A 12,030-nucleotide genomic window follows, 5' to 3' on the forward strand; every position below is an offset into this window, starting at 1 on the left:
ATACGATTCAATATGAAAAATGTTTCACTTCATGAGAAAGCTCCGGCTTAACGGGCTGCCGGCAAACGTGGTACACTTATGGCCAAAGGTATTTTATCACAAATACTGGATGGCAGAAAAACTTAAATATGACAGCAAAGGGGAAATGGGATATGACCGATCAACGCCGTAATGTTTATTTTTTTCACAAACAGGATCAGGAAACAAACGAACAAGCCCGCTCGTTAACACAATTGGCTGAAGAGCATGGATTTACCGTTGTGAACCAGCACTCAGACGCCAATATTATCGCTAGCATTGGCGGGGACGGCACATTTTTGCAGGCAGTCAGAAAGACAAATTTTCGTGACGACTGCTTGTACGTCGGCATTACCAAAAAGGGGAAAGCTCATTTATATTGCGACTTTCATAGTGATGAGCGTGAAAAAATGGTCGATGCTATGACGTTTGAACAAATTGAAGTCAGAAAATATCCGCTGATTGAAGTGACAGTGGATAACGCCAGTCCTTTTCATTGCTTAAACGAGGTTTCCATCCGTTCAAGCATCATTAAAACCTTTGTGATGGACGTGCTGATTGATGATCTCCACTTTGAAACGTTTAGAGGTGACGGAATGATCATCTCAACGCCTACAGGCAGCACCGCCTATAACAAGTCTGTTGCAGGAGCGGTTGTTGATCCGCTGCTCCCATGCATGCAGGTATCTGAGCTTGCTTCTCTTAACAATAACACCTACCGGACACTCGGCTCGCCATTTGTCCTCAGCTCTGACCGAAAGCTGACCCTTCGTGTGGTGCAGGACGGCAACGAACACCCAATCATTGGCTTAGACAATGAAGCACTCAGCACGAGAAATGTGAAAACGATCGAAATCAAACTGTCTAATAAGCAAATCAAAACAGTCAAACTAAAGGACAATTCATTTTGGGAAAAAGTGAAGCGTACTTTTTTATAGAAACTAAAAGGACAGGCAGCTGCCTGTCCTTTTACGATTTCTCATATACAATCTGGCCGTTAATCACGGTTTTTTTAATATCTAAAAGATGAAGCTGTGCGGGGTCAATGGCAAACGGATCACCACTGAGAACTGTAAAATCCGCGTCATAGCCTTCCGCAATTTTTCCGCGTGACTTCTCTTTATAAATGATACCGGCGCTACCTTCTGTATAAAGCTTTATCGCTTCATATACAGGTAAACATTCACTTTCATTATAGCTTGGCCCGTTTTGCTCATGACTGCTTTTCCTGAGAACCGCGGACTGTATCCCTAGAAGCGGGTCAACAGGCTCAATCGGGGCATCTGAACCACCAGCGCATAAAATGCCTTTAGATATAAGAGTTTTCCAGGCAAATGCAGTCTTCATCCGGTCTTTTCCGAGACGGTCAATGACCCACGGAAAGTCGCTTGCAACGAAGTGCGGCTGAAGGTCAAGTGCGATAGGCATGCGTGCTGCTCTCTCGATTAATTCGTTATCAAGCACTTGGGCATGAATAAGCCGATCATGCCGGCCGTTTTTGGGCTGATGCTTTTCTATTGCGTTCAGCACTTTTTCAAAAGCAAGATCGCCGATTGCATGAACAGCAACCTCCATCCCTTTTTCTCTCGCTTTGCGAATGAGCCGGCCAAGGGTTTCGTCATCATGAACCTGGACACCATTTGTTGATGGATCATCCTGATATGGTTCTTTCAATAAAGCCGTTCTCCCGCCAAGCGCCCCGTCCGCAAAGATTTTCATCGCACCAAACTCCACATACGGGCCGGACGGTTTCTCCAGCTGCTCCCATCGATCGACCGCTTCATGATGAACGAGCAAATGGCAGCGGAACGGATACTTTCCGCCAGCGGCAGCTTTCTCATAAGCTTTCAACGGCACCGAAACCTCACCATAATAGGACAAGTCTTCCGAATGGCCGCCCGTCAGGCCTTTTGTCCAGCAATCCTTTATTGCAGCCGTTAATGCCTCATCAACATAGTGCTGGGAGACTGGCGGGACAGCCTTCAGAATCAAATCCTGCGCCTTATCAAACAGGAGTCCGGTCGGCTCTCCATTTGCATCTTTTACAATGACTCCGCCGTCAGGGTCAGGGGTATTTCTTGAAATTCCCGCTGCTTGAAGAGCCGCAGAATTGACAGCTATTGCATGCCGGCATATACGCTTGAGCAAGACGGGCCTGTCAGGAAACAGGCGATCAAGATCATGCTTAGTCAAGTAGTCAGGTGTCTCAAACTGATTTTCATTCCAGCCCTCTCCAATGAGCCAATCATTTTTAGGAAGCTGCCGCTCTCTTTCCTTCGCAGCCTGTAAAATTGCATCTTTCGACGTCAGTGCGGATAGATCGAGCTGAAGCTGTTTCTCACCGTGGCCGATCAAATGTAGATGGCTGTCAACAAAACCGGGGAACATCACTGCTCCGTTCAGGCTGATTTCTTCTGTTTCCGGCGACCCGTACTTTTCCTTCAAACGTTCATAGCTGCCGGTGCCTTTTATGACACCATCCTCAACATAAACTGCCTCAGTCCGATCACCTTCTTTGAGCATCGTATAAATGAAACCGCCGTGCCATATCGCCTTCATTCACGTTCACTCTCTTTCTTTACGCCTTTTTATTGGCTTTGAGCTGTTCTTCACGTCTTCTTAATTCCACTCGTCTTATTTTTGCAGAAGCCGTTTTCGGCAGGCTTTCCACAAATTCAATTTCTCTAGGATATTTGTATGGAGCGGTAATCGTCTTCACATGGTTTTGCAGCATTTTGACAAGCTCATCACTGCGTTTTTCATGATTTTGCAGGACTACATACGCCTTTACGATGGAGCCTCTGATTTCATCAGGGCTTGCGACAACAGCACATTCTTTTACTTCTGGGTGCTTAACAAGCGCGTCTTCCACCTCGAAAGGCCCGATCGTATAGCCGGAGCTGATAATAATATCGTCATTTCGGCTTTCAAACCAGAAGTAACCTTCCTCATCTTTTCTTGCTCTGTCTCCCGTTAGGAAATAATCGCCGCGAATTTGTGTTTTCATTCTTTCCGGATCTTTAAAATACTCTTTAAAGAGCGCAGGCGTACTGAGGTGAACAGCGATATCGCCAACCTCACCAGGTTTGCAGATTTCACCGTCTTCATTTATGATCTCCACCTGATTTCCCGGTGTTGGTTTTCCCATGCTTCCCGGTTTAATAGGCGTATCCTTCAAAACACCAACCAAAAGCGTGCTTTCTGTTTGGCCATATCCGTCCCGTACCTTAATGCCAAAGTGCTTTTGGAAAACATCAATGACTTCACGGTTGAGCGGCTCACCTGCGGAAACAGCGCTGTGCAGGGCAGAAAGATCAAAGCGGTCCAAGCCTTCAACCTTCGCCATTAAGCGGTATTCTGTCGGCGTGCAGCAGAAAACATTGATTTTGTAGCGATTTAAAAGCTCTAGATATTTTTCTGCTTTGAATCTGCCGTGGTACACAAAACCGGTTGCTCCGCTGCCAAGCACCGCTAAAAATGGACTCCATACCCACTTTTGCCAGCCAGGGGCAGCAGTTGCCCAGACGATATCCTTTTCAGAAATATCAAGCCAAGCGCCGGCAGAAGTTTTTAAATGAGCAAATGCCCATCCATGTGTATGTACAACACCTTTCGGCTGACCTGTTGTCCCGGATGTATAAGATAAGAAAGCCATATCATCTCTTGTTGTGTCAGCTGTTTTAAATTGGCTTCCGTCCGCTTCAATTGATAAGAGGTTTTTCCAGCCGGCATCATTTTCACCAATAGACAGTGTAATCAGTTTATCAGCCGTACTGACATCCCGGAAAGCGCCAATAAATTTTGAGTAGACGATGGCGCCTTTTACCTCTGCATGTTCAATCCGGTATTCAAGATCTTTCGCGCGAAGCATTTCGGAGCACGGAATGACAACCATTCCTGATTTCAGGATAGCCAAATAAACAGCATAGGCTTCAAGCACCCGCGGAACCATTACAATCAGCTTGTCTCCCTTTTTAAATCCAAGATCAGCTAAGGCCGCTCCGATTTTATTTGTTTCTTCCATCAGCTTTTCATACGACCAAGATTCTTGCTTGCCCGACTCGTCCTCCCACAGAAGAGCGGTTTTTTGTCCAGCGGCACTGAACTTTTCCATTTCATTCACTAAATTATATTGCATAGGGGCAATTAAATCTTCACGTTTTAACACGAACAACTCCTCACTTTCTCCACCCATTATACATAAATACAGGCTCTTTCCGTAAGGATATGCCTAAAAGCAACCTCTGTAAACATAGATTTTATAGGCCGCTGGTCCTTTTTTATATGTAAAAAATGAAAAGGAGTGGGGATACCCCCACTCCTAAGCCATTATGTGAAATTGTAAATTAGAATTGTCCTCCGCCCATGTTTTGTTGAGCAAAAGATACAAGACGTTTTGTGATCTCTCCTCCAACAGAACCGTTAGCGCGAGAAGTTGTGTCTGCTCCAAGGTTTACACCGAATTCAGAAGCGATTTCTAATTTCATTTGGTCGATCGCTTGAGCAGCTCCTGGTACTAAAAGGTTGTTGCTGTTACCTGAGTTATTGTTAGCCATGTGTCTCACCTCCTTGTGAGTATAGAATGTGTCAAAACACATGGCTTCATTCAGAAAAACTTTGGTAATTGTATACAGGAGCTGAAAATTGATTTAAAAGAGTTCATCGAATTTATCGTTAGCTTCTTGTTCGCTATACAGGGTCATTGTCTCAATGTTATCTACCGCTTCTTGAATATACGGCTCGAAATCAACAAAGCTTTCAAAGTGTTCAATTTTCTCTTTTTTAGGGCGTGTTTTCGGGCTTGGCGGTGTAAAGATCGTGCAGCAGTCTTCAAACGGCTGAATGCTTGTCTCATATGTGCCAATTTCCCGTGATTTTTCGATGATTTCTGTTTTGTCCATGGCGATTAACGGACGCAAAATCGGTGTTGACGTCACCGCATTAATTGCATACATGCTTTCAAGCGTTTGGCTCGCTACCTGACCGAGGCTTTCTCCCGTAATAATGGCAAGCCCGTTTCTCTTTTCTCTGATTCTGTCGGCGATCTGAAGCATGAGGCGGCGGGTTGCCGTCATTGTGTAATTTTCAGGAATTTGTTTTTGGATGAGCTCTTGCGTTTTTGTAAATGGAACAATATGAAGTGTCATGCTTCCCCCAAAACGGGACAGACATTTCGCCAGATCCATTACCTTTTGCTTTGCGCGCTCACTCGTGTATGGCGGGCTGAAGAAATGAACAGCTTCTACCGACAATCCCCGTTTCATCGCATAAAAACCGGCCACAGGGCTGTCAAAGCCGCCAGAAAGCATCAGCATCGCTTTTCCTGCTGAACCAACTGGCAGCCCGCCTGCACCTTTTTCATCACGAATTGTCAAAAATGTTGCTTCTTCCCTGATTTCGATTCTGAGCGGGATGTCTGGGTTGCGAACATCGACCGTCAATCCTTCTGTATTTCGCAAAATATGGCCGCCGATTTCAGCGTTCATCTGGTTTGTATCTAATTCAAATTGCTTATACGCTCTCTTTGTCGCGACTTTAAACGTATCACCTGGTTTATATTGATCTTTGATGGCCTTTAGTGCGGTTGCCTTAATATCATCAAGGCGGCTGTCACATTTAATTGCCAGGCTGAAGCTTTGAATCCCAAACACTTGCTTTAAATGAGGAAAAAGAGCCTCAGGATCCTCTCCATTTAATGTAATCGTCATACGATCCCTGTTGGAAAAGTATTTTAAATTCGGATAGTCTTTCAAAACGAGTCTGATGTTTTGTTTTAAGCGCTCAATAAAGCTTTTTCTGTTTTTGCCTTTGGTCGAAATTTCCCCAAAACGAATTAATATATGATCGTAATTCATGTTTCTACCTCATCATTTTCCTTAATTTTTTGATGCCAGGTCGAAGCGCGTTCATAAACGGATCTGCCACATCGCTTGTCTGGCTGTAATTTAAACTGATTCTGATGCTGCTTCCGGCAATCTGCTCTCCTTTGCCCATCTCTAAGAGAACTTTACTGGGCTTATGTTCTTTTGCCGAGCAAGCCGATGTTGTGGAGACGAATATATCCTGTTCCTCAAGCATGTGTAAAAGCACTTCCGCTTTAATCCCCGGTACAGAGAAATTAATAATGTGCGGCGCGCTATTCATTTGAGGCGTGTTGATAACGACGCCCTCAATTTCACTCAGCCTTTTCATAAACAATTCCTTTGTGGCAGTCATCGTGTCAAGCCGTGTGTCAAAATCAGCAGAGGCAAGATTAATGGCCTTGGCAAGCGAAACCGCACCAGCAGTATGTTCTGTTCCGGCCCGTATGCCTTTTTGCTGAGAGCCTCCCGTTATGAGCGGAATAAGGCGTGTTCCTTCTTTTACAATAAGTGCGCCTGTCCCCTTTAGGCCGTGAAATTTATGCCCCGAAATTGAACATAGATCAATGCCGGCCTTTTCAATTGCCAAGGGCACTTTATAGATGCCCTGCACATAATCGACGTGAAACAAAATGTTCGAGTGCTCTTTCAGCACTTCTCCTGCCGCTTCAATCGGCTGGACGGAACCGACTTCATTGTTCACATGCATCATGCTGACAAGCACGGTATCGGGACGGATGGCTGCTTTTAGTTCTTCAATAGAAACAAATCCGTCTTCATTCACAGAAAGATAAGTGATATCAAACCCGAACAACTCTTTCAGCTGTTCTAACGATTCCGTAACAGATGGATGTTCAATAGAAGTGGCAATGATATGTTTGCCTGTTTTTATCTTTGACAAAGCCGCTCCTTTTAAAGCCGCATTATTGGCTTCTGTGGCGCCTGACGTAAATACAATATCATATTTTTTTAGGCCTAAGGACCTTTTGATTTGATTTTTGGCTGCTTGAAGCAGCTGTTCCGTTTCGGCTCCATATCGGTGCAAAGATGAAGGATTGCCAAAGTATCGGCTGCTTGTCTGTTCATATACGTTCAAGACTTCATCGTAAGGCTTCGTCGTTGAACTATTATCTAAATATATCATCTTTTTTACTCCTTTATGAAAGCGGTACAAGGTATGATATTTATGTTACCATAACAAAATTTAATAGAAAATTACGAAAAACTAGTATTGACTTCTAATTTTTTTACCATATAATAAGATTTGTTCGTTTCGTCATATTATCTGACAATTAATTGACAGAATATTTTAACATAATTATTAGGAGGATTTTTTTCATGAAACACTCACTGCCTGTCAAAGATACCATTATTATTGGTTTCATGCTATTTGCGTTATTCTTTGGAGCAGGAAATATGATTTATCCGCCGGAACTTGGACAAGCAGCCGGACACAACGTCTGGAAGGCCATCGGCGGATTTTTACTGACAGGGGTAGGCCTGCCGCTTCTTGGCATTATCGCCATCGCATTAACCGGTAAGGACGCTAAAGGCCTTGCTGACAAAGCGCACCCTGTTTTCGGCACAATCTTTACTGTCGTGCTTTATTTATCAATCGGACCATTATTCGCCATCCCGAGAACAGGAACTGTTTCATATGAAATTGGCGCTGTTCCGTTTTTGACTGGCGTACCAGAAAGACTTTCTTTATTAATATTTACACTTATCTTTTTCGGCGTTACGTACTATTTAGCGTTAAACCCATCTAAGGTTGTGGATCGAGTCGGAAAAATTCTGACTCCCATCAAATTCACAATTATTTTAATCATTGTTCTCAAAGCCATCTTCACGCCGATGGGCGGATTGGGCGCCGTGACAGAAGCATATAAAGGAACACCGGTTTTTAAAGGATTTTTAGAAGGCTATAAAACAATGGACGCACTTGCTTCAATTGTATTTGGCGTTGTCGTTGTAAATGCTGTAAAAAGCAAAGGCGTTACACAGTCTAAAGCTCTTGCTGCAGCCTGCATTAAAGCAGGTGTGATTGCCGCTTTAGGCCTGACTTTCATTTATGTATCCCTTGCTTATTTAGGTGCAACAAGCACAAATGCCATTGGTCCTGTTGGTGAAGGAGCTAAAATTTTATCTGCGTCTTCCCATTATTTATTCGGTTCATTAGGCAACATCGTACTCGGAGCAGCGATTACAGTCGCATGTTTAACAACAAGCATCGGCCTTGTCACATCTTGCGGCCAATATTTTTCAAAACTTATTCCGGCATTATCATATAAAATTGTCGTTACGATTGTCACGTTATTCAGCTTGATCATTGCGAATTTCGGACTCGCGCAAATTATCGCGTTTTCTGTTCCTATTTTATCAGCTATCTATCCGCTTGCCATTGTCATTATCGTTCTTTCCTTCATCGATAAGATCTTTAAAGAAAGACGCGAAGTGTACATCGCATGCTTGATCGGTACAGGACTTTTCAGTATTTTAGACGGTATCAAAGCAGCCGGTTTTTCACTTGGATCTTTAGATGTGTTTCTAAATGCGAATCTTCCTCTTTACAGCCTCGGCATCGGCTGGGTGCTTCCAGGAATCGTCGGAGCGGTTATCGGCTATGTGCTGACCTTATTCATCGGACCATCCAAACAGCTTAATGAAATAAGTTAATGTCACAGAACGCCTGCGTTATTGCGCAGGCGTTTTGTAATGAAAAAAAAAGAGCCTGCTCATTACACTGCGGGCTCTTTTTCATGGTCGTGATTATCTAAGCGGATATATCAGCTTTGATTTTTTCTACTGCACCTGGCGCAGCCTTTTCTACAGCGGCAGCTGCAATTTCATAAGAGTCGTCATAATCAAAAGCATAAAAACGTCTTTCCGCTTCTTTCAGCTGTTCAGATAAAATATGATTCTGGCTTCTGAACCGGTTTCCGAACTGAATGATTTTTTCAATGAGGATGACCTGCTCGACAAGTTCCTCTGATTCCCGGCTTGCCCTGTTGACGATATCTTCTGCTTGCTTCAAATGGGCTCCGGCTTCTTCCATATTTAATGGAAGTTCGTTTAGTTGATTGACCGTTTCTTGAATATGATGATGCGCGTTCTCCAGCATCTCTTGAATATGGCTCGGAATGCCTGGAATGTTGCTATTCTTCAGCAGTCTTGCTGTCTCAGAAATTGTTTTTTTCAAATTGCTGAGCGTCTCCCTCGCCTGAAGCTCTTCTTTTCTCAGCGCTTGCAGATTTTCACGATACTCGTCATGCTCTTTTTTCACTTCTTCAATTTGCTTCTCTATTGAAGCAACTTCTTCTACTAAAAGTGAGTAGGCGACATGCTCTGCATCAAGCTTATCTTTAACGGATGATAGCAACTTCCCAATTTCATCAAGGCGCTTTTCAAAAGCCTGCTGTTTGCCGAGCTCACCGGCTGTCAGCCTGTAGCTTTCCTTCACCAGCTCAGTTTCCGCCTTCGTATGCTCTTTCTCTTCTTTAAGCTTGTCGTAAGCAATAATCAATTCAGGCATTTTGCTTAGTACGGATTGACCAGCTTCAACTTCGCCCTCCAGCTGCTGATAAACAGATTGAATATTTTCGTCAATGAGCTGCAGGATTGCGGACGCTTCATCAATATCCAGCTCAGTCATCAGGACATGTTCCGCTCGTTTCAGCTGGTTTGACAGATTTTCTAATTCCTTATCAAGCTGGATATGCTCAAGCTTGTACCCTTTTTCTTTCATCTCGGCATAGCCGTCCTTGAGCTTAGCAATCTGGCCAGGCACCGTTTGCTTACAATCAGCTAACAGCTTCGGCACGTCATCGATGTATGACTGAAGCCGCTCAAGATTGCGGTCCTGCTCAAGCAGTACTTTTCTTGCAGTAATATAGTTTCCGCCTTCTGTTTCTTCTTCAAATTGTTTGATGCCGCTCCAAATTTCGTCCAGATCCTTTTCAAGGCTGTCATAAAGCTCCCCGTAAAGGTGGCTGTAAGCCAGCAGGTTTTTTCGAGATTTCGAATAGCGCTCCCTCACCTGTTCAATCTCTTCACGGCTCTTTTCCTCACTTGTGACAAGATCGCTGATTTCCCGAAGAATCTTTTCAATGCTTGATTCAGCCGCTGTCAGCAGGTCGTCGATATGAACGAGCACTTGATTGGCCTTTTTAAACCGGTATTTGTCTGCATTTTCCTCGGCATCATAAAGGAGCTCTTCAACTTTCGGCATGTGGGCTGTGACAATCTCATCCCATTCTTCACGCCACTTCTCAAAGAACTCTTCTGTCTGACCCGTCATTTTTAAATGTTTTATTTTAGACATTTCTTCCACGATCGACCGATTCAGAATTTCAATCTTCCACGATTCCAGCCGGTCGATTTCGGCGTAGATTTTTTTCCTGAAAAAGTAGCCTGCCGCAAACAGCGCAAGCAGTACAATTAATAATCCAATGACAAACTCCATAATGAGCCCCCTTGCTGTTTACCTTAATCTGTCAGGGTGTTTTATTTATTCAGAAAGATTTCAGGATATGTATTGAGAAAAACTGTCGTTTTCATTGTTATTATGATACCATGTAACAAACATTTTTTGACCAGAAATCAAAAACTTTTTGTGCAAAATCGGCAGGATTTGACTATTTTTTCATGGGGTGACATCAATGCAAAAGCGAGACGGACATATTCACACACCATTTTGCCCTCACGGCTCCAATGACACACTCAGACAATATGCAGAAGAAGCCTTAAAAAAAGGGTTTGAATCGATTACTTTTACCGAACACGCCCCATTGCCGCCCTCTTTTACCGATCCCACGCCGCTGAAAGACAGCGCGATGGCGCAAGCTTCTTTGGAACGCTATATCAATGAAATTTCCGGATTAAAAAAAGAATATCGCGGACAGCTTAGCATACGGACAGGGCTTGAAGTCGATTATATCGCTGAATTTGAAGACGAAATTACATTATTCCTGGACACATACGGGCCATATTTAGATGACAGCATCTTATCCGTTCATTTTTTGCGCACAGACTCTTCCTATCTATGCCTTGATTATGACGAGCATACCTTCAAAGAGCTAATTTCAGCCTGCGGAAGCATTGAAGCTGTATACGAACAATATTACCGGAGTATCTATTCTTCCATTGTAGCATCTCTCGGCGTTTATAAGCCAAAAAGAGTCGGTCACATCACACTCGTCCAAAAATTCATCAAGCTGTTTCCATACAGCATGTCCGAGCATATTCGCGGCCTCGTTTCCCTGTGCCTGAATGCCATTGAAGAAAACGGAATGGAGCTCGACTTCAATACTTCCGGCTTAAGAAAAACTTACGCTGGCGGTATTTATATCGAGGATTGGATGCTGAATAAAGCGAAGCAAAAGAAGATCCCGCTTGTGTTTGGGTCAGATGCCCATCAAGCGGGAGATGTCGGATATGCGTATGAGGCGTTTTTGGAACGGTGCTAATTGGTGAGCGCCACGTCTCCTGTCCGGAAGACGCTTCTGATCCAAATCTTGATTTCTTCAAAATACATTTTATAAAAATACGGCTCGTGCGGCTGCATGTAGAGTACTTCTGAAATATATTGAGGCTGGAGATAGGGCATCATCAAGAGAGATTTTAATTGGAGAATAAAATGAGGCAGCGGCAGCGTTAAATATTCACGCTGTTTTTCTCCTTCCTCAATGATCAGCTGAAAGATATACTTTTCCTTCATTAGATATGTCGACATAATTTCCCTGATTAATGTGGAGTCAATTGTAACTTCCCGGTAGACAAAACGAGTTAATTGACGATGATTATGCTGATAGGATAAAATATCGAAAACCAATTGAAGAAGATGTTCCTGCGTGCTTTGAGAAGAGATATTGCTTGCCGCTGTTTCAAGCGTTTTGCTGTAGCCTTCGTAAAACTCTGAAACTAAGTGTTCCATCAAGCCTCCTTTGCCTTTAAAATAGTAGGAGATGTGCGCAACATTTACATCAGCTGACTTTGCGATTTCACGGACAGACGTGCCAGAAAATCCTTTTTGGTTAAAAAGCATGACAGCAGATTCAATAATTTTGTCTTTGGTGCTTACTTTCATACGGCTCACTCCTTCCTCTTGATACTATTCAAGCAGAAAGCCGCTGTTCCTGTAAGAACTTATCGA

Annotated in this window: 10 protein-coding genes; 3 read left to right on the forward strand and 7 right to left on the reverse strand. The window is 43.6% G+C overall.

Features of this window, described 5'->3' with window-relative positions:
- Positions 1–152: 152 nt before the first annotated feature.
- The gene (locus tag AC0OMA_RS14815; RefSeq protein ID WP_015384374.1) at positions 153–956 is read left to right on the forward strand and encodes an NAD kinase; all 804 of its coding nucleotides are present in this window, start codon (positions 153–155) and stop codon (positions 954–956) included.
- 31 nt (positions 957–987) lie between these two features.
- Here AC0OMA_RS14815 and AC0OMA_RS14820 read toward each other — a convergent pair whose 3' ends face one another.
- The 5 genes from AC0OMA_RS14820 to AC0OMA_RS14840 form a co-directional block, all read right to left on the reverse strand.
- A complete protein-coding gene (locus AC0OMA_RS14820) occupies positions 988–2,577 on the reverse strand; it encodes an amidohydrolase (RefSeq protein WP_181220035.1) in 1,590 nt (529 codons plus the stop codon).
- 19 nt (positions 2,578–2,596) lie between these two features.
- On the reverse strand, positions 2,597–4,186 hold the full coding sequence (gene mbcS, locus AC0OMA_RS14825) for an acyl-CoA synthetase MbcS (RefSeq protein WP_015483564.1): 1,590 nt from the start codon (positions 4,184–4,186) through the stop codon (positions 2,597–2,599).
- 178 nt (positions 4,187–4,364) lie between these two features.
- The gene (gene sspA, locus AC0OMA_RS14830) at positions 4,365–4,574 is read right to left on the reverse strand and encodes an alpha type acid-soluble spore protein SspA (RefSeq protein ID WP_003223491.1); all 210 of its coding nucleotides are present in this window, start codon (positions 4,572–4,574) and stop codon (positions 4,365–4,367) included.
- A gap of 93 nt (positions 4,575–4,667) precedes the next feature.
- Entirely contained in the window at positions 4,668–5,873 is a 1,206-nt protein-coding gene (gene thiI / locus AC0OMA_RS14835) for a tRNA uracil 4-sulfurtransferase ThiI (protein ID WP_015384377.1), read from the reverse strand.
- 4 nt (positions 5,874–5,877) lie between these two features.
- Positions 5,878–7,023: a cysteine desulfurase family protein gene (locus AC0OMA_RS14840; RefSeq protein ID WP_015483565.1), complete on the reverse strand. Its 1,146-nt coding sequence runs from the start codon at positions 7,021–7,023 to the stop codon at positions 5,878–5,880.
- Positions 7,024–7,217: 194 nt separating this feature from the next.
- Between AC0OMA_RS14840 and brnQ the strand changes: the two genes are divergently transcribed.
- Positions 7,218–8,555: a branched-chain amino acid transport system II carrier protein gene (brnQ, locus tag AC0OMA_RS14845; RefSeq protein WP_003229322.1), complete on the forward strand. Its 1,338-nt coding sequence runs from the start codon at positions 7,218–7,220 to the stop codon at positions 8,553–8,555.
- A gap of 97 nt (positions 8,556–8,652) precedes the next feature.
- Here the strand turns inward: brnQ and ezrA are convergent, their stop codons facing one another.
- Positions 8,653–10,341, reverse strand: a complete 1,689-nt coding sequence (ezrA, locus tag AC0OMA_RS14850) for a septation ring formation regulator EzrA (protein WP_015384379.1) — start codon at positions 10,339–10,341, stop codon at positions 8,653–8,655.
- 196 nt (positions 10,342–10,537) lie between these two features.
- Here ezrA and hisJ point away from each other — a divergent pair, with 196 nt between their 5' ends.
- Entirely contained in the window at positions 10,538–11,344 is an 807-nt protein-coding gene (gene hisJ, locus AC0OMA_RS14855) for a histidinol-phosphatase HisJ (RefSeq protein WP_015384380.1), read from the forward strand.
- Here hisJ and refZ read toward each other — a convergent pair.
- Entirely contained in the window at positions 11,341–11,964 is a 624-nt protein-coding gene (gene refZ / locus AC0OMA_RS14860; RefSeq protein WP_015384381.1) for a transcriptional regulator RefZ, read from the reverse strand. The two genes, hisJ and refZ, sit on opposite strands and share 4 nt — an antisense overlap.
- Positions 11,965–12,030: the final 66 nt, after the last annotated feature.

This window comes from Bacillus sp. AMCV2 (assembly GCF_056033925.1).

Excerpts from the sequence above, each read along its gene's own strand:
- AC0OMA_RS14815 (WP_015384374.1), top strand. The coding sequence starts at position 153 with ATGACCGATCAACGCCGTAATGTTTATTTTTTTCACAAACAGGATCAG.
- AC0OMA_RS14820 (WP_181220035.1), bottom strand. The coding sequence starts at position 2,577 with ATGAAGGCGATATGGCACGGCGGTTTCATTTATACGATGCTCAAAGAA.
- sspA (WP_003223491.1), bottom strand. The coding sequence starts at position 4,574 with ATGGCTAACAATAACTCAGGTAACAGCAACAACCTTTTAGTACCAGGA.
- thiI (WP_015384377.1), bottom strand. The coding sequence starts at position 5,873 with ATGAATTACGATCATATATTAATTCGTTTTGGGGAAATTTCGACCAAA.
- AC0OMA_RS14840 (WP_015483565.1), bottom strand. The coding sequence starts at position 7,023 with ATGATATATTTAGATAATAGTTCAACGACGAAGCCTTACGATGAAGTC.
- brnQ (WP_003229322.1), top strand. The coding sequence starts at position 7,218 with ATGAAACACTCACTGCCTGTCAAAGATACCATTATTATTGGTTTCATG.
- ezrA (WP_015384379.1), bottom strand. The coding sequence starts at position 10,341 with ATGGAGTTTGTCATTGGATTATTAATTGTACTGCTTGCGCTGTTTGCG.
- hisJ (WP_015384380.1), top strand. The coding sequence starts at position 10,538 with ATGCAAAAGCGAGACGGACATATTCACACACCATTTTGCCCTCACGGC.
- refZ (WP_015384381.1), bottom strand. The coding sequence starts at position 11,964 with ATGAAAGTAAGCACCAAAGACAAAATTATTGAATCTGCTGTCATGCTT.